Origin of the sequence: Streptomyces sp. NPDC001507 (genome assembly GCF_042894765.1) — a bacterium.
In the GTDB taxonomy this organism is placed as follows: Bacteria; Actinomycetota; Actinomycetes; order Streptomycetales; family Streptomycetaceae; genus Streptomyces.
Genome location: NZ_JBIAVV010000009.1, coordinates 209,093 through 226,725, shown reverse-complemented (window position 1 = coordinate 226,725; position 17,633 = coordinate 209,093). Strand labels below are relative to the sequence as shown.

The 17,633-nt window shown below is 70.8% G+C and carries 15 protein-coding genes and 1 riboswitch; of the genes, 8 read left to right on the top strand and 7 right to left on the bottom strand.

Translation table 11 applies throughout. From position 1 onward, the window contains the following. Nucleotides 1-124: 124 nt before the first annotated feature. From ACFY0K_RS28500 to ACFY0K_RS28485, 4 genes are all read left to right on the top strand, one after another. Complete coding sequence (locus tag ACFY0K_RS28500) at nucleotides 125-1,510, top strand: sensor histidine kinase (protein WP_390642235.1); 1,386 nt, start codon at nucleotides 125-127, stop codon at nucleotides 1,508-1,510. Between the two features lie 318 nt (nucleotides 1,511-1,828). After that, complete coding sequence (locus ACFY0K_RS28495; RefSeq protein ID WP_305729047.1) at nucleotides 1,829-2,536, top strand: response regulator transcription factor; 708 nt, start codon at nucleotides 1,829-1,831, stop codon at nucleotides 2,534-2,536. 202 nt (nucleotides 2,537-2,738) lie between these two features. Further along, nucleotides 2,739-4,667, top strand: coding sequence for a 2-oxoacid:acceptor oxidoreductase subunit alpha (locus ACFY0K_RS28490; RefSeq protein WP_390642234.1), 1,929 nt, complete (start codon nucleotides 2,739-2,741; stop codon nucleotides 4,665-4,667). 106 nt (nucleotides 4,668-4,773) lie between these two features. Then, nucleotides 4,774-5,775 carry a 2-oxoacid:ferredoxin oxidoreductase subunit beta gene (locus tag ACFY0K_RS28485; RefSeq protein WP_390642413.1) on the top strand — a complete coding sequence of 334 codons (1,002 nt, stop codon included), beginning with the start codon at nucleotides 4,774-4,776 and terminating at the stop codon, nucleotides 5,773-5,775. Between the two features lie 120 nt (nucleotides 5,776-5,895). Here ACFY0K_RS28485 and ACFY0K_RS28480 read toward each other — a convergent pair whose 3' ends face one another. Then, nucleotides 5,896-6,306, bottom strand: a complete 411-nt coding sequence (locus ACFY0K_RS28480; protein ID WP_390642233.1) for a winged helix-turn-helix transcriptional regulator — start codon at nucleotides 6,304-6,306, stop codon at nucleotides 5,896-5,898. Nucleotides 6,307-6,398: 92 nt separating this feature from the next. On the opposite strand from ACFY0K_RS28480, the gene ACFY0K_RS28475 reads away from it, so the two are divergent. The 3 genes from ACFY0K_RS28475 to ACFY0K_RS28465 all read left to right on the top strand — a co-directional run bounded on the left by ACFY0K_RS28475 (nucleotide 6,399) and on the right by ACFY0K_RS28465 (nucleotide 8,830). Further along, nucleotides 6,399-7,250 carry an SDR family oxidoreductase gene (locus ACFY0K_RS28475; protein WP_390642232.1) on the top strand — a complete coding sequence of 284 codons (852 nt, stop codon included), beginning with the start codon at nucleotides 6,399-6,401 and terminating at the stop codon, nucleotides 7,248-7,250. Between the two features lie 120 nt (nucleotides 7,251-7,370). Next, nucleotides 7,371-8,336 carry an EamA family transporter RarD gene (gene rarD, locus ACFY0K_RS28470; RefSeq protein ID WP_390642231.1) on the top strand — a complete coding sequence of 322 codons (966 nt, stop codon included), beginning with the start codon at nucleotides 7,371-7,373 and terminating at the stop codon, nucleotides 8,334-8,336. A gap of 29 nt (nucleotides 8,337-8,365) precedes the next feature. Further along, complete coding sequence (locus ACFY0K_RS28465) at nucleotides 8,366-8,830, top strand: VOC family protein (RefSeq protein ID WP_351957538.1); 465 nt, start codon at nucleotides 8,366-8,368, stop codon at nucleotides 8,828-8,830. Between the two features lie 31 nt (nucleotides 8,831-8,861). Here the strand turns inward: ACFY0K_RS28465 and ACFY0K_RS28460 are convergent, their stop codons facing one another. The 5 genes from ACFY0K_RS28460 to ACFY0K_RS28440 form a co-directional block, all read right to left on the bottom strand. Next, nucleotides 8,862-10,082, bottom strand: a complete 1,221-nt coding sequence (locus tag ACFY0K_RS28460; RefSeq protein ID WP_390642230.1) for a tetratricopeptide repeat protein — start codon at nucleotides 10,080-10,082, stop codon at nucleotides 8,862-8,864. Between the two features lie 184 nt (nucleotides 10,083-10,266). Further along, nucleotides 10,267-11,154, bottom strand: coding sequence for an ABC transporter permease (locus tag ACFY0K_RS28455; RefSeq protein WP_390642229.1), 888 nt, complete (start codon nucleotides 11,152-11,154; stop codon nucleotides 10,267-10,269). Further along, nucleotides 11,141-12,187, bottom strand: coding sequence for an ATP-binding cassette domain-containing protein (locus tag ACFY0K_RS28450; protein ID WP_390642228.1), 1,047 nt, complete (start codon nucleotides 12,185-12,187; stop codon nucleotides 11,141-11,143). Before ACFY0K_RS28450 ends, ACFY0K_RS28455 begins: the two co-directional genes overlap by 14 nt. 57 nt (nucleotides 12,188-12,244) lie before the next feature. Then, the gene (locus ACFY0K_RS28445) at nucleotides 12,245-13,507 is read right to left on the bottom strand and encodes an outer membrane lipoprotein carrier protein LolA (RefSeq protein WP_390642227.1); all 1,263 of its coding nucleotides are present in this window, start codon (nucleotides 13,505-13,507) and stop codon (nucleotides 12,245-12,247) included. A gap of 373 nt (nucleotides 13,508-13,880) precedes the next feature. Next, on the bottom strand, nucleotides 13,881-14,891 hold the full coding sequence (locus tag ACFY0K_RS28440) for a polyprenyl synthetase family protein (protein WP_382725962.1): 1,011 nt from the start codon (nucleotides 14,889-14,891) through the stop codon (nucleotides 13,881-13,883). 1,201 nt (nucleotides 14,892-16,092) lie between these two features. Further along, nucleotides 16,093-16,289: riboswitch (cyclic di-AMP (ydaO/yuaA leader) on the top strand. Between the two features lie 5 nt (nucleotides 16,290-16,294). Between ACFY0K_RS28440 and ACFY0K_RS28435 the strand changes: the two genes are divergently transcribed. Next, complete coding sequence (locus ACFY0K_RS28435; RefSeq protein ID WP_390642226.1) at nucleotides 16,295-16,783, top strand: transglycosylase SLT domain-containing protein; 489 nt, start codon at nucleotides 16,295-16,297, stop codon at nucleotides 16,781-16,783. An 18-nt stretch (nucleotides 16,784-16,801) separates the two neighbouring features. Here ACFY0K_RS28435 and ACFY0K_RS28430 read toward each other — a convergent pair whose 3' ends face one another. Further along, complete coding sequence (locus ACFY0K_RS28430; RefSeq protein ID WP_390642224.1) at nucleotides 16,802-17,608, bottom strand: HAD family hydrolase; 807 nt, start codon at nucleotides 17,606-17,608, stop codon at nucleotides 16,802-16,804. Nucleotides 17,609-17,633: the final 25 nt, after the last annotated feature.

The window sequence follows — 17,633 nt, the reverse complement described above, 5'->3', positions numbered from 1 at the left end:
GGGGTGGGGAAAACCCCCCTTCCAAGAGGCCGACGGACTCCATGGTTCCCCGACCTGCGGCAGAGCAGGGTGGAGATACGGCAGGACAGGGCCGACGAGGCTGGGAGAGGACGGGACGGCGCCGATGGCCACGGAGTACGGACACGAGTACGGACACGAGTACGGGCAGGACCCCGGACACGGATACGGACACGGCTACGGATACGGAGACGAGCCGTACGGCGGGCGCCGGCATCGGGTGCCGGCGGTGTTGCGGGCGCCGTTCGAGGCGCGCAGCTGGCGTGAGTTCGGCTATGTCCTGCTGGGCCTGCCGGTCGGCGTCACGCTGTTCGTGTGGACCGTGACGATGCTCTCCCTCGGTGTCGGTCTGCTGGTGACCTTCATCGGGATCCCGCTGCTGGCGGTCGCCCTCGCCGGGTGCCGTGGCTTCGGGTCAGTGGAACGGGCACGCGCGCGTGGGCTGCTGAAGCTGGAGGTGGCCGACCCGGAGCCGCTGCGTATGCGCAAGCCGGGGTTCCTCGCCTGGATCGGCGCGGTGCTGAAGAGCGGCACGTCCTGGCGTCATCTGCTGTACGCGGTCCTGCAGTTCCCCTGGTCGATGTTCTCCTTCGTCGTCGCCCTCAACTTCTGGGCGTACGGCTGGGCCCTGCTGACGTATCCGCTGTGGTTCTGGGTGTTCCCGATGTGGGCCGGGCAGGGCGGGATCCAGCTGTACGGCGACGCGCATCACAGTGTCTACCTCGACAACCCGTTCGAGATCACCGTGACCGCGTTGGTGGGACTCCTGTTCACGCTGGCCACGCCGTGGATCGTCCGGGCACTGACGCTGGTGGACCGGGTGATGGTGAACGGGCTGCTGGGGCCGTCGAAGCTGGCGTCGCGGGTGGTGGAGCTGGAGTCGGACCGCGGGGTCGTCGTGGACACGGCCGCCGCCGACCTGCGGCGCATCGAGCGGGACCTGCACGACGGGGCGCAGGCGCGGCTGGTGGCGCTGGCCATGGATCTGGGGCTGGCGAAGGAGAAGCTGCGGGAGGATCCGCAGGTCGCGGCACGGATGGTGGACGAGGCACACGGTGAGGTGAAGACCGCGCTGCAGGAGTTGCGGGACCTGGCCCGCGGGATCCATCCGGCCGTGCTGACCGACCGCGGGCTGGACGCGGCGCTGTCCTCGGTGGCGTCGCGGTGCACGGTGCCGGTACGGGTGGAGGTCGACCTGGCGGAGCGGCCGGCTGCGGCGATCGAGGGGATCGCGTACTTCACGGTGTCCGAACTGCTGCAGAACATCAGCAAGCACGCGCGGGCGAGTGAGGCGGCGGTCGACGTGTGGCGGAGCGCCGACCGGCTGTTGCTGCAGGTCGTGGACGACGGGGTGGGGGGTGCGGACACGGCGCGGGGGTCGGGTCTGGCGGGGCTGGCCGAGCGGCTGGACGCGGTCGACGGGATCCTGGTGGTGGACTCGCCGGTGGGTGGGCCCACGCGGGTGACGGCGGAGCTGCCCTGGCGGGGCTGACGGCGGGTTCTTCGCCCCCGCCGCCCCTACCCGTCCCGTCCTTCCAGGGGGTGGGCCCCCTGCGACCGCCCGTTTCGGGGGCTGCCGCCCCCGGACCCCCGACCACCCGTTTCGGGGGCTGCCGCCCCCGGACCCCCGCTTCGGCCTGAGGGCCTCGTCCTCAAACGCCGGACAGGCTGCGATGTGGTGCCAGCCGGTCGTCGTCCGCAGACGCCGGAGGGACTGGGGCCGGGCGGCCTGATTTGGTTCGCCTCCTCTCGTTACCCGCACGCACTCCGATCCGAATGCTGGAATGCTGGACTTTCGGACAGGGCAGGCATGTACGCCGGACGGGGTGTGGGGGGCCGGGAGATCGTGGAGGACAGGGTGCGGGTGGTCATCGCCGAGGATTCCGTGCTGCTCAGAGAGGGGCTGACCCGGCTGCTGACCGACCGGGGGCATGACGTCGTCGCGGGCGTCGGGGACGCGGAGGCACTGGTCAAGACCATCGCCGACCTGGATGCCCAGGACGCGCTGCCGGACGTCGTCGTCGCGGACGTGCGGATGCCGCCGACACACACCGACGAGGGCGTGCGGGCCGCCGTACGGCTGCGGAAGGCGCATCCGGGGCTCGGGGTGCTGGTGCTGTCGCAGTACGTGGAGGAGCGCTACGCCACCGAACTGCTGGCCGGTTCCAGCCGGGGCGTGGGGTATCTGCTGAAGGACCGGGTCGCCGAGGTGCGGGAGTTCGTGGACGCGGTGGTGCGGGTCGCCGAAGGGGGTACGGCACTCGACCCGGAGGTCGTCGCCCAGTTGCTCGGGCGGAGCCGGAAGCAGGACGTCCTTGCGGGCCTCACCCCGCGGGAGCGGGAGGTGCTGGGGCTGATGGCCGAGGGACGGACGAACTCGGCGATCGCCCGGCAGCTGGTCGTGAGCGACGGCGCCGTCGAGAAGCACGTCAGCAACATCTTCCTCAAGCTGGGGCTCTCTCAGAGCGACGGTGACCACCGGCGTGTTCTGGCCGTTCTGACGTATCTGAACTCCTGACGGGCCGACGGCACCGTGTCGGCGCCGGAAGGCGGCCAGGGGGAGGGAAAATCATGACAAGTCAGGGCGACAGGTCGTCTCAGAACTCCGTCCAGCATGCGAGCAGGCACGGGAAGGCGACCCTAACCGACGTAGGGTTGATTGCGGGATGGACCGTGGGACGGCCACCCCCGGACAGCCGCCTCGAAGGAGGTCCAGTTCAGTGACCAGCCAGGTCAGCAGGACAACGGAACAGGCCGACGGAACCGTCGTGGGAGAGCAGCGCAAGCCGGGCGGTGTGAAGGCCGTCCGGCGCCTCGATCGGGTGATCATCCGGTTCGCGGGGGACTCGGGTGACGGTATGCAGCTCACCGGTGACCGGTTCACGTCGGAGACCGCGTCCTTCGGCAACGATCTGTCGACCCTGCCGAACTTCCCCGCCGAGATCCGGGCCCCCGCAGGCACTCTGCCGGGGGTTTCCTCGTTCCAGCTGCACTTCGCCGACCACGACATCCTCACCCCGGGTGACGCTCCGAACGTACTGGTCGCGATGAACCCGGCCGCCTTGAAGGCGAACATCGGGGACCTGCCGCGCGGCGCGGAGATCATCGTCAACACGGACGAGTTCACCAAACGGGCGATGCAGAAGGTCGGCTACGACACCTCGCCCCTGGAGGACGGTTCGCTCGACGGCTACAGCCTCCATCCGGTGCCGCTGACCACGCTGACCGTGGAGGCACTGAAGGAATTCGACCTCAGCCGCAAGGAGGCCGAGCGCAGCAAGAACATGTTCGCGCTCGGCCTCCTGTCATGGATGTACCACCGGCCGACCGAGGGCACGGAGAGATTCCTCCAGCAGAAGTTCGCCCGCAAGCCCGAGGTCATGAAGGCCAACCTGGTCGCCTTCCGCGCGGGCTGGAACTTCGGCGAGACGACGGAGGACTTCGCCGTCTCCTACGAGATCGCCCCGGCGACGACCGCCTTCCCGGTCGGCACCTACCGGAACATCTCCGGGAACCTGGCCCTCGCCTACGGCCTGGTCACCGCGTCCCGGCAGGCGGATCTGCCGCTGTTCCTCGGGTCGTACCCGATCACCCCGGCCTCCGACATCCTGCACGAGCTGTCCAAGCACAAGAACTTCGGTGTGCGGACCTTCCAGGCCGAGGACGAGATCGCCGGCATCGGCGCGGCCCTGGGGGCGGCTTTCGGCGGCTCGCTGGCCGTGACGACGACCTCCGGCCCCGGTGTCGCCCTGAAGGCGGAGACGGTCGGGCTCGCGGTCTCGCTGGAGCTCCCGCTGCTGGTCGTCGACGTCCAGCGGGGCGGGCCGTCCACCGGGCTGCCGACCAAGACCGAGCAGGCGGACCTGCTGCAGGCGATGTACGGCCGCAACGGCGAGGCGCCGGTCCCGGTGATCGCCCCGCGGACGCCGGCCGACTGCTTCGACGCGGCGCTGGAGGCGGCCCGGATCGCGCTGACCTACCGGACACCCGTGATGCTGCTGTCCGACGGCTACCTGGCCAACGGCAGCGAGCCGTGGCGGATCCCGGAGCTGGAGGAGCTGCCCGACCTGCGGGTGCAGTTCGCGAGCGGCCCCAACCACACCCTGGAGGACGGCACCGAGGTCTTCTGGCCGTACAAACGCGACCCGCAGACCCTGGCCCGCCCGTGGGCGGTTCCCGGCACGCCCGGCCTGGAGCACCGCATCGGCGGCATCGAGAAGCAGGACGGCACGGGCAACATCTCCTACGACCCCGCCAACCACGACTTCATGGTCCGCACCCGGCAGGCCAAGATCGACGGCATCGACGTCCCCGACATCGAGGTGGACGACCCGGACGGCGCCAGGACCCTGGTACTGGGCTGGGGGTCGACGTACGGGCCGATCACGGCGGCGGTTCGGCGGCTGCGCGCGGCCGGCGAGCCGATCGCTCAGGCGCACCTGCGGCACCTCAACCCGTTCCCGCGCAATCTCGGCACCGTGCTGAAGAGTTACGACAAGGTGGTGATCCCGGAAATGAACCTGGGTCAGCTCGCCACCCTCATCCGGGCGAAGTACCTGGTGGACGCGCATTCGTACAACCAGGTCAACGGCATGCCGTTCAAGGCCGAGCAGCTCGCCACGGCGCTCAAGGAGGCCATCCATGACTGACGCCATGACCGACGCCGGAACCGACGCAGGGGCCGAGTCCGCGGCCCGTGCCCATGCCGCCGACGGACTGCTGCAGCTCGTCCCCAAGGCCGAGGCCAAGCAGTCCATGAAGGACTTCAAGTCCGACCAGGAGGTGCGCTGGTGCCCGGGCTGCGGTGACTACGCGATCCTCGCCGCCGTCCAGGGGTTCATGCCGGAGCTGGGGCTTGCGAAGGAGAACATCGTCTTCGTCTCGGGCATCGGCTGCTCGTCGCGCTTCCCGTACTACATGAACACGTACGGCATGCACTCGATCCACGGCCGCGCCCCCGCGATCGCGACCGGGCTGGCGACCAGCAGGCGTGACCTGTCGGTGTGGGTGGTGACCGGTGACGGTGACGCGCTGTCCATCGGCGGCAATCACCTCATCCACGCCCTGCGCCGCAACGTCAACCTGAAGATCCTCCTCTTCAACAACCGCATCTACGGGTTGACGAAGGGGCAGTACTCACCGACTTCCGAGGTCGGCAAAATCACCAAGTCGACACCGATGGGCTCGCTGGACGCTCCGTTCAACCCGGTGTCGCTGGCGCTCGGCGCGGAGGCGTCCTTCGTCGCCCGCACGATCGACTCCGACCGCAAGCACCTCACCGAGGTGCTGCGCGCGGCGGCCGCCCACCCGGGCACGGCCCTGATCGAGATCTACCAGAACTGCAACATCTTCAACGACGGCGCCTTCGACGCCCTCAAGGACAAGCAGTCGGCCGAGGAGGCGTTGATCCGCCTGGAGCACGGGAAGCCCATCCGCTTCGGCGCGGACGGCGCGCGCGGTGTCGTACGCGACCGGCTCACCGGCGACCTGAAGGTGGTCGACGTGACCGCGGACAACGAGGCCGAGGTCCTCGTCCACGACGCCCGCTCCGCCTCCCCCACCACGGCCTTCGCGCTGTCCCGGCTTGCCGACCCCGACACGCTGCACCACACGCCCGTCGGCGTCTTCCGCTCGGTGGAACGGCCCGTCTACGACGTCGAGATGTCCGGGCAGCTGGACACCGCGGTCGAACAGCACGGCAAGGGCGACCTCGCGGCGCTGCTGGCCGGCGGGGACACCTGGACGGTCGTGGGCTGACGTTGTCCCGAGGAAACCTAGAGCGGGGCCCGGACGGTGCGTCCGGGCCCCGTTCGCGTTCCCGGGGGCCCGTTTCGCTCCCGGAGGCTCAGTTTCGCGCTCCCGGAGCTCAACGGGCCCTCAGGCGCGCTTCGCGTCGTCGTAGGCCTCCCTGGCCCGCTCCACGTCCGCCATCCGCCGCTCGGTCCACAGCGCCAGATCCCGCACCTGCTGCGCTGCCTCGCGGCCGAGATCGGTGAGGGAGTAGTCGACCCGGGGCGGGATGACGGGCTTGGCGTCGCGGTGGACGAGGCCGTCGCGTTCCAGGGTCTGCAGGGTCTGGGTGAGCATCTTCTCGCTGACCCGGCCGATCGCGCGGCGCAGCTCGCTGAAGCGGTGGGGGCGGTCGAGGAGCTCGATCAGGACCAGGACGCCCCAGCGGCTGGTGACGTGCTCAAGGACCAGGCGGTAGGGGCACATCTCCACGCCGACGACGTACTTCGCGGCATTCGCGGGATCCGGCACACCGGCTTCGGCGGCACTTACGGTCATGCCAGTACCTTACTTCAAAGTGGGTACTTTCCTTTAGTTAGCGCTACTCCTAGGGTTAGTGACAACGGAACCCCACAAGGAGATCGCACACCATGAGCATCGTTGTCACCGGAGCCACCGGACACCTCGGCCGTCACGTCGTGACGCAACTGCTGGAGAAGGTCCCGGCCGAGCAGATCACCGCCGTCGTGCGCGACGAGGCCAAGGCCGCCGACTTCGCCGACGCGGGCGTGACGATCGCCGTCGCGGACTACAACGCCCCCGAGACCTTCGACGGGCTCTTCGCCGCCGGCGACAAGGTGCTGCTGATCTCCGGCAACGAGTTCGACAAGGGCCGTCCCGGCCAGCACAAGGTCGTCATCGACGCCGCGAAGGCGGCCGGCGTGGCCCTGCTGGCGTACACCAGCGCCCCGGGCAGCCTGCACGCCTCGCTGGTGGACGACCACCGCGCCACCGAGGAGGTGCTGCTCGCCTCCGGCCTGCCGTACACCCTGCTGCGCAACGGCTGGTACCACGAGAACTACACCGAGAACCTCGCCCCGGTCCTGGCGCACGACGCCGTCGTCGCGGCCGCCGGTGAGGGCCGGGTCTCCTCGGCCTCCCGCGCCGACTACGCGGCCGCCGCGGTCGCCGTGCTGACCGGCGAGGGCCACGAGAACCAGACGTACGAGCTCGGCGGCGACACGGCCTGGGGCTTCGCCGAGTACGCGGCCGAGATCGCGCGGCAGACGGGCAGGGAGATCGCCTACAACTCCGTGCCCGGCGAGGTGCTCCAGGGCATCCTGACCGGCGCCGGCGTGCCGGAGACGTTCGCCGCGATCCTGGTCGACGTCGACGCGTCCATCGCCAAGGGCGAGCTGGTCGTCGACTCCGGCGACCTCTCCCGCCTGACCGGACGCCCGACCTCCCCGATCTCCGAGGCGATCGCCGCCGCGCTCAAGTAATCCCGGCGGAAACGCCCCACCCCGGTCTGTCATGACCGTATGCCGATACGGCCATGACAGACCGGGGTGCTCGGCGCTACCTTCGTCCCGGCGGGCTGAAGCTGGGTGTGAGGAGGGCCGGTGGCCGACATATCGAAGGGTGAGCGGCGGACAGGACTGGTGAACGGCTTCGCGGCCTACGGGATGTGGGGGCTGGTCCCCCTGTTCTGGCCGCTGCTGAAGCCCGCCGGGTCGATAGAGATCCTGGCCCACCGGATGGTGTGGTCCCTCGTCTTCGTCGCCGTCGCACTCGTCTTCGTACGGCGCTGGGCCTGGGCGGGCGAGCTGCTGCGCCAGCCGCGCAGGCTGGCCCTGGTGACGGTCGCCGCCGCCGTGATCACCGTCAACTGGGGCGTCTACATCTGGGCCGTGAACGCCGGACACGTGGTCGAGGCCTCCCTCGGCTACTTCATCAACCCCCTGGTGACCATCGCCATGGGCGTGCTGCTGCTGAAGGAACGGCTGCGGCCCGCGCAGTGGGCGGCGGTGGGCGTCGGCTTCGCCGCCGTCGTCGTCCTGGCCGTCGGCTACGGGCAGCCGCCGTGGATCTCCCTCGTCCTCGCCTTCTCCTTCGCCACCTACGGACTCGTCAAGAAGAAGGTCAACCTCGGCGGCATCGAGTCACTCGCGGCGGAGACCGCGATCCAGTTCCTGCCGGCACTCGGCTATCTGCTGTGGCTGGCCGGCCACGGCGAGTCCAGCTTCGTCAACGACGGCGCGGGACATGCCGCCCTGCTGGCCTCCACCGGCATCGTCACCGCCGTCCCGCTGGTCTGCTTCGGCGCCGCCGCGATCCGCGTGCCGCTCTCCACACTCGGCCTGCTGCAGTACCTGGCGCCGGTCTTCCAGTTCCTGCTCGGCATCCTCTACTTCCACGAGGCGATGCCGGCCGCGCGCTGGGCCGGCTTCGTCCTGGTCTGGCTCGCCCTCGCTCTGCTCACCTGGGACGCGCTGCGCACCGCCCGCCGGGGCGCGCGGGCGCTCGCGGAAGCACCCCTACCACGGCCGGCCGCCCCGGTCGCGGAGACTCCCGCAAGTCAGGTGTGACCGTCAGAGCCGTCGGCTATAAGGGCGGCATGACGCAGACGCCCGCACCCCTGCACTGGAAGCTCGTCGTCGACGCCCGTGACCCGCACGCGCAGGCCGACTTCTGGGCCGCCGCGCTGCACTACGTGGCAGAGGACAACAGCGCGTTCGTGGCACGGCTGCTGGAACTGGGCGCGCTGCCGGGCGCGGCCACCCTGGAGTACCACGGCCGTGCCGCCTTCCGTGACCTGATCGCCGTACGGCACCCGGACGACCCGTACGACGAGGAGCGCGGAACGGGGCTGGGGCGGCGGCTGCTGTTCCAGCGGGTGCCGGAGGCGAAGTCCGGCAAGAACAGGCTCCACATCGACCTGCACGCCGGGGAGGGGAAGCGGGCGGACGAGGTGGCGCGCCTGGAGGCGCTGGGCGCTGCCGTGGTACGGCATGTCTCCGAGCCCTCCGGGGCGTGGACCGTGATGGCCGACCCGGAGGGCAACGAGTTCTGCGTGCAGTGACGGGGTCTGCGTGCAGTGACGGTGGCGGTGCTCAGGCGTTTCCGGCCGCGCGGCGGGCGCGTTCCGTGAGGCGGGCCATCCGGGCGCGGGCCGACTCCAGTTCCTCGGCGTCGTCGGCCGCCGGGCCGTCCTCGGTGGCGAGCCGAGCCCACAGGTCGATCAGTTCGCGGCCCAGGCGCAGCCCGTGTTCGGGGTCGCGCACCGCGCGCCAGGCGGTCGCCGCGCTCCGCACGTTCCCGTACGCCGCCTCGCCGTCCCCCGCGTGCCGGCGCTGCCGGGCCAGGTCGAGGGAGAGGTGGAAGGCCCGCACGGGGTCGCCAGCCAGGTAGGAGATGTACGCGGTCAGCTCCCCCAGGTGCAGTACCTCGGTGTGGTCGGCGCCGAGGACCGCGGCGGCCTCGGCGACGGTGCGCTCCGCGAGCTCGGCCGCCACTTCGATACGGCCCGTCCGGACGGCCTCGTTGATCCCCGCCACCGGCTCGGTGAGCAGCGCGGCCCCTTCCGCCGTCAGCGTCACGGGCTCGTCCCCGAGCACCTCCTCGGCGACCGCGTCGAAGCCGCGGGCGGGGGTGGGGGTGGAGCGGGTGTCAGGGTCCGGGTTCGGGTACCGGTCGGCCACCGGCTCTTCGGGGGCGGGCGCGGGGGCGGCTGCAGGGGCCGGAGCGGGGGCAGGAGGGTTCATCACAGGCGGCGGGCCGAAGACGCCGGTGGGCGGGCGCACGGTACCGGGCGCGGGCGGCAGGGGCGGTTCCACGGCCGAGGGGGCCGACGGCGCGGGCAGGGCCGGCGGGACGGCGGGCGGTTGCGGTTCCGCGTGCACCCCCTGCCGGGGGAACGGCGGGGCCGCCGCCTGCACGGGTCCCGTCAGCGCGGGTCGGGCCGGTGCCGGTTCGGACGGTGCCGGTTCGGACGGTGCGGATGCCTTCGGCGCGGGCTGTTCCTTCGGCTCGGAGGCCGGTGCGGCCAGTCGTACCGGGTCGCCGGTGAAGCTGCTGGAGCCGTCCAGGTTCACCTGGAGGGGGACGACGTAGCCGATGCGGGTGTCGTGGACGGTGGCGAGGACCGGGCGGCCTGCGGCGCGGGCTAGGCGCTGGAGGTGGTTGAGGACCGCTTGCTGGGGTTCCTCACCGGGGCCCGGGAACAGCGGTACTCCGTCCACGGAAGCGGCCGCGCCCGCCACCCGGACGTCGACCGGTGCCAGGCGCCCCTCCAGCTGGACTTCCCGCTTCTCCTCGCGGCTGAGTCGGGACATCGGCCCTCATTCCCCCGGCGTCACCATCCGGTCGTACCCAGGTCGTACTCGTGCGTACGATCCAGTGTCTCCGCTCGCAACGACTCGCGCGTCACCGCGACGTCACAGCCTCGCACCAGGAAGGAGCCCCGGCGGGGCGCGGGCGGACCGGAGCCCGGGCCGGGCCAGGAGGGTGCGGGCGCCGCTAGGCGGTGATGTCCCGCGTCGTGAACCGTGCCCAGGCCGCCGATCCGAACACCGCCGTGTACAGGGCCTGCAGCTCCAGGTTCTTGACCAGGTCGTCCCAGTACACGGGGTCGCGCATCAGGTCGGCGAAGGACAGCCAGTAGTGGGAGAAGAAGTACGGCTGCAGTGCGTGCAGCTGGGGTATCTGGTCGAGGATCTGGACCGTGATGACCAGGCCCACGGTCGTCGCCATCGCCGCGATGCCGCTGTTGGTCAGGGTGGAAACGAACAGGCCGAGGGCGGCGACGCCGGCCAGGGACGCGGCGACCACCAGGGCGATCAGCAGGGCGCGGCCGAGGCCGTCGGCGAAGGAGATCCTGGTGCCGGAGATCGTCGTCAGGTCGCCGAGCGGGAAGAGGAGCGCGCCGACGGCGAGCGCGGAGGCCGCCACCACCAGGGTCGCGACCAGGCAGAAGGCCATCGTCGTCGCGTACTTGGCGAGCAGGAGGCGGGTGCGGCCCGCCGGGGCGACCAGGAGATAGCGCAGCGTGCCGGCGTCGGCCTCGCCCGCGACCGCGTCGCCGGCGACCACCCCGACGGCCATCGGCAGGAAGAACGGGAGGGTCGCGGCCAGCGCCGTGAACACCAGGAACAGTCCGTTGTTGGTGACCTGGCTGATGAACGCCGGGCCTTCGCCGCCGCCCCGGCCGACCTGACCGCCGCCGCGCGTCTCGATCCTGACGGCGACCCCGACGAGGATCGGCACCGCCGCCAGCACGCCGAGCAGGGCGACGGTGCGCCAGCGGCGGAACGTGGTGACGAGTTCGCTGCGCAGCAGGCCGAGGCTCCACAGCGGGTTCGGCCGTGCGGCCGCCGTGTCCACGACGGCCAGGTCAGCCCGCGACATCGAAGCCCTCTCCGGTCAGTGCCACGAACGCGTCCTCCAGCGAGGCCCGTTCCACGGTGAAGCCGCGGACCCGGACGCCCGCCGTGACGAGCGCCGCATTGATCTCGGCGAGGTCGCGCTCGGGCGGCTCGCCGGTCACCCGGTCGTCGGCGGCGACGACGTCCGCGACGCCCTGTTCCTTGAGTACCCGGGCCGCCTCACCGGGGTCCGGGGTGGTCACCACGAGCCGGCCACGCGCCCCGGCCGCCAGGTCGGCCATCGCGCCCTGGGCGATCAGCCGGCCCTGCGCCATCACGGCCGCGTGGGTGCAGACCTGCTCGATCTCGTCGAGGAGGTGGGAGGAGAGGAACACGGTCGTGCCGTCCCCGGCCAGTTCCCGCACCAGGGAGCGGATCTCCCGCATGCCCTGCGGGTCGAGGCCGTTGGTCGGCTCGTCCAGGACCAGCAGCCTGCGGGGCTGGAGCAGCGCGGCGGCGAGGCCCAGACGCTGCTTCATGCCGAGGGAGTAGGCCTTCGCCTTCTTCCCGGCGGCGGCCCCGAGACCCACCCGGTCCAGCGCGGCCTCCACGCGGGCGCGCCGGGTGCGCGGGTCGGCGGCCGGGTCGGCGGCGTCGTACCGCAGCAGGTTGTCGCGGCCGGAGAGGAAGCCGTACAGCGCCGGGCCCTCGATGAGGGCACCGACGTGCGGCAGTACGACGCGGGAGGCGCGCGGCATCGGGTGGCCGAGGACGCGGGTGGTACCCGAGGTGGGTGCGATCAGACCCATCAGCATGCGGATGGTGGTGGTCTTGCCCGAGCCGTTCGGGCCGAGGAAGCCGAAGACGCTGCCCGCGGGGACGGTCAGGTCGAGACCGTCCACGGCGAGCTGTCCTCCGCGGTAGCGCTTGGTGAGGCCGCGGGTGTCGATGACACCCGCGGCCACCGGCGCGCCGTCCCCCAGGTCACCCAGGTCTCCGGCAGGCTCGCAGTCCCCGGGGTGCCCGGAGTCCCCGGAGCCCTCCGGCTGCCGCTCCGTGGCGGACGGTCGGTCCATCGGCTCCCTCGATTCGTCGTGCGGCAGAGGGTACCCACCGCACCCGCGCCGCCCCTGCTAGCCCGCGTTGGCCGCCTTCACCAGCGCGGCCTTGTCCACGGCACCGACGTACACCTTGCCGTCGTCCGTCATCAGGGCGTTGATCAGCCGGGTGGAGAAGACGGTGCCCTTGCCGAACTTGCCGGAGACGGGGTCGCCGAGCGAGCCGAGGAAGCCGCTCAGGTCGCCGCCGCCGGAGGCGGAGCCGGTGGGCACGCCTCCCTTGCTGCCGGTGTCGAGGACGGCTATGGAGTTCCAGCCCTTGCCGAGGACGTCGAAGCCAGACTTGTCGAGGCCCTTGGCGGATCCGTCACCGGGGGCCTCGGAGGCCTTGCCGCCCTGGGCCGTCCCGTTGCCCCCAGCCGTCTTGCCGGCCTTGCCCGCATGGTCGCCCTCGGTGACCTTGGCTCCCTTGAGCGGGGTGAAGTCGAAGGTGGAGGCGGCCGGCTTCGCGAAGCTGACCTGGGTGTAGCCGGCGTCGACGACGGCCGCGCCGCCGCTCGACGGGGTGAGCGTGAACTTCAGCGGCGTACCGGTCTTGGCGTCCACCGCGATGCTGATCGCGCCGACCGTCGTACCGGACTTCTTGGGCTTGATGACGAGCCGGTAGGCGTCCCGGCCGGCCACCTGGGCGGTGCCGTCGACCGTCACCGACGTGGTGTCGTCGACCGACTTGAGGACCTCGTCGGCGAAGTTCTTGGGCGTGGCCGGGGTTTCGTGCTGCTCGGCCTTGCCGGAGTCGGCGGCGGTGGAGTGGTAGACCTCGTTGGACTTGCTGTCGTAGCCCCACACGTCGGTGCCGTTGTGGATGAGGCTGTACTCGGCGCCGCTCTCCAGCACCGACACCTTCTGCTTCTCGGGGCCGTCGGCGGCCACCCGCAGGGTGTGCGTGCCGGAGGCCAGCTCGGTGAGCTTGCTGGTCGGGTCGGCGGACGAGCCGTCGCCGCTGCCCTGCGTCGCCCCGGACAGCAGGCTGCTCTCCAGGCCACCGAGGTCGGGCAGGCCGAGGTCCGTACTGATCTTCACGGTGCCGGACAGCTGCTGCACGTCCGACTTGGCGATCTTGTCGATGAGTTCCTGCGCGGTGATCTTCGGCAGGTTGGGGTCGCCGGAGTCGGCGAGCGCCGGGACCAGGCCGATGGTGGCCGCGGCCACGCCCACCACCGCGACGGGGACGACGTATCGTGCGGCCTTGCGCCGTCGCTCGGCGCGCAACTCGTCGCGCGGCTCGTCGCCGGCCTGCGCGGCCCCCGTGCTGTCGTCGGATTCGTACGGTGCCATGTGTGCCTTACCTCCGTCGTCGGCGGCGGCCGTCTTCGCACGTGTCCCACCCTGAGCCGCCATTCTCACCCGAATCGGTGAGTGGTGGTGATTTCCGTGGCTTCCATCTCACCAAATCGGGGGCGGGTAAGCGTCAGACCACGGAGCCAACTCCGCGTACACCTGCGGTATGACACAAGGGTGGAGGCGCCGTCTCCGACCCGTAGGGGTCGTGCGGCGTAGAGGCCTCCTGTCACGTACCGTGTCCGACCGGTCGGCGGTCCGTGTCCGGCCGGTCCACGTGCTGTGTCCGCGCCGCTCAGTGCCGTACGAACACGTAGTCCGCCCGGTAGGGGACGCCGGCGACGGCACCCGGAGTGCAGCCGCCGAAGGCCTATCCGGCTCGGTGCACCACCGCGTCGCACAGCTCCACGAGCGCCGTCTTCGCGTCGCATTCCGGGAGCGGACTCAGCGCGGCCCGCGCCTCCTCCGCGTACCGGACCGCGTCCCGGCGGGCCTGCTCCAGCGCCGGATGCGCCCGCAGCGCCGTCAGGGCCTCCGCGTGCCGCGCGTCGTCCGTGAGGTCGGAGTCCAGCAGCTCGCACAGGGCGATGTCCTCGGCCAGTCCCAGCCGGGCCGCCCGCTCCCGCAGCCGCAGCACCGGAAGCGTGGGCACGCCCTCGCGGAGGTCCGTCCCCGGGGTCTTCCCGGACTCGCGCGAGTCGGAGGCGATGTCCAGGACGTCGTCGGCGAGCTGGAAGGCGACGCCGAGCCGTTCGCCGTACTGGGTGAGGACGTCGACGACCGTCTCGTCGGCTCCGGACAGCATCGCGCCGAAGCGGCAGGAGACCGCGACCAGCGAGCCGGTCTTGCCGCTGAGCACGTCGAGGTAGTGCTCGACCGGGTCACGGCCGTCCGACGGGCCGGCCGTCTCCAGGATCTGACCGGTCACCAGCCGTTCGAACGCGAGGGCCTGGACCCGGACCGCCTCGGGACCGAGGTCGGCGAGGATCTGGGAGGCGCGGGCGAAGAGGAAGTCGCCGGTGAGGACCGCCAGCGAATTGCCCCAGCGGGTGTTGGCACTGTCGACACCGCGGCGTACGGCCGCCTCGTCCATGACGTCGTCGTGGTACAGCGTGGCCAGGTGGGTGAGCTCGACGACGACGGCCGACGGCACGACACCGGGCGCGTACGGGTCGCCGAACTGCGCGGCGAGCATCACCAGCAGCGGACGGAACCGCTTCCCCCCGGCCCGCACGAGGTGCTGCGCGGCCTCCGTGATGAACGGGACCTCGCTCTTGGTGGCGTCTAGCAAGCCTTCCTCGACAGCCGTCAATCCGGCCTGGACATCGGCTTCCAGAGCCTGGTCCCGCACGCTCAGCCCGAACGGCCCGACGACGGTCACGAGGGGTCTCCTGTCTGCTGGTGTCTACTGGCGATTACACGGTTTGTCGATAGGTCGCTGCCATCACTCAAGTCAGCGTATCCGGTCAGGTTTCGATCACCGATAGCGCCCACGGTTACACCCCGGGCGCTATCGGATCACGACCGTTATGTTTTTGATCAGCTGATACGACCTGACATGCAATGACTTAACAGGAAGTGCGGTCAGTTGTCGCGAACCGAGGCCCAAGCCGTGTCCCGCACCGGTCTCCATGCCGGGCCCGGGTCCGGGGTGACGCGCCGCATCCGTCCGGCAACGAACCCTCCGGACGGCCGCCGCCCGGAAACCGCCCCACTCCCCCCGGCCAACGTCACCTGCCCGGGCGTACCCCTCTCCACCGCCCACCCGGGCCGACGGGGACACCCGATGCACGAACGGCGGCATCCCGCACCCGTCCGCACACCCTTCCTCCACGGGACCACGCACGGCGACCTCCACGTTCCGTCGGCCTACGTCCCCCGGCCTGCGCCTCCTGGATGCGCACGCTCCCCGGCCCGGCTCGCAGGGACATCTCATGCCCGGGTCCCCGCCCAGGCTGCCGTCATGTCAACGACTCACACCGCAGAGGAGGTTCCGCCCTCACGACGGGCACTCACACCGACGATCCCCGAGCCCCTGACACACCTCCTCCGACGTGACGAGAATCACGCATACGCACACCGACCCTCGACACGCTCCCGGCACCCGGACCGGCCAACCAGGAGCCTCACCTGCGCCGTTGAGCCCGGTCGGCGGCCCCCGCCCACTCCCTTCACCCGACCCGAATCAACCATAAGCTGATACAAGCCACCAATTCGGACTAATCTCGCTAATCATCCAGACGGGGACAACCGAGAATCCAACCCCAACGAATGCGAGCCGGGCGCTATTCCGCCGAACCAGGAAAAGGCAGTTTCCAATAGTCCCTGATGTCTGATTTGCCGCTATTGCGAATTCGTGAAGTAGGTCACGCGCACCCAAATGCCGCAAGGCGCGTAAGGCGCCCTTTCTTTCCTTTCCCTGTGGGCCAGTTGAGGGTTGGCAGTCGCAAAGGATCAAGCGGTTCATACGGCGCGGATCAAGGCCAATCGGCACGTTGTGTGAATCAGGCTCTTGTTCCGGACATGTGCTGTCGCATACGTTCCGGCTCGCCGGGCGGACGCCGAATCCTGCCGCCGCCCGTAATGACCCATCGACGAGTTCATTCGCACGGCAGGAGCGGGGGACCCAGGTAAGTCGCCGGACCGGGCGGCCGACGTCACAGAACAGACGCCGTTCCGGAACGGCTAGGGGTGAAGTCGTATCGCCTTCGGGCGGTGCGGCCGGGCACTCCCCGGGCCCGAACCCGACAGCTCACCTCGCAGGCGACGGAGAGGAACCTCGCCATGCCTGCTGCCGCCCAGCACCGCCGTCCCCGCCGTAACCGCATCGTCCGCACGCTCGCCGTCGTCGGCACCGGTGCCGCCGTCCTCGCTATCCCGCTCATCGGGGCGACGACCGCGTCCGCCGCCGGCTCCTCCGCCGCAACGGCCTCCACGACCCTCGCCGGGTACCCGAACAACCTCGACGGCTGGATCCGCGAGTCGCTCGCGATCATGCACGAGAAGAGCATCCCGGGCACCTACAACGGCATCTACCGCAACCTGATGCGCGAGTCCTCCGGCAACCCGCGGGCCATCAACCTCTGGGACTCCAACGCGGCGAAGGGCATCCCGTCCAAGGGCCTGCTCCAGGTCATCGACCCGACGTTCAAGGCCTACCACGTGGACGGCACGTCGTTCGACATCTACGACCCGGTCGCGAACATCACCGCCGCCTGCAACTACGCCGCCGCACGGTACGGCTCGATCGACAACGTCAACGGCGCGTACTGACCCGACCGACGCCCCGCGTCAGTCGAAGAGTCTTTCGAGGACGACGGCGATGCCGTCGTCCTCGTTCGACGTGGTGATCTCGTCGGCCATCGCCCTGAGTTCGGGATGGGCGTTGGCCATCGCCACCCCGTGGGCCGCCCACTCGAACATCGGGATGTCGTTGGGCATGTCGCCGAAGGCGATGGCCCGTCCGGGGCTCAGCCCCAGCCGGTCCGCGGCCAGCGCGAGCCCGGTCGCCTTGGTCACCCCGCACGGCTGCAGTTCGACGGTGCCCGGCCCCGACATCGTGACCGTCGCCAGCGATCCGACGACCGAGCGGGCGGTCGTCGCCAGTTCGTCGTCGGACAGGGTGTGGTGGCGCAGCAGCACCTTGCTGATCGGCGCGCACCACAGGTCGTCGCGCCGGGCGACGCGCAACGCGGGCAGCGTGGGATGAGGCATCAGATAGCCCGGCTCGATGAGGGTGAGCCCGTCCACACCGTCCTGGTCGACCGCCGCGTACACCTGGCCGACCTCGGCCTCGATTTTGCCGAGTGCGGTCTCCGCCAGCTCCCGGTCCAGGGTGACCGACCACAGCAGCCGGTGCGTGCCGGCGTCGTACACCTGCGCGCCCTGGCCGCAGACCGCGAGCCCCGTGCAGCCGAGGTCGTCGAGGAGCGGGCGCGCTCTCGGGGCCGGACGGCCGGTCACCACGAGGTGCTGGGCACCGGCCCGGCGGGCCTGCCCGAGCGCGGCGAGCGACCGTTCCGACAGGGTGTCGTCGCCGCGCAGCAGCGTGCCGTCCAGGTCTGTGGCGATCAGTGAGTACGGGGAGGGTGCGGCCATGATCAGAGAATACGGACAGCGCGGC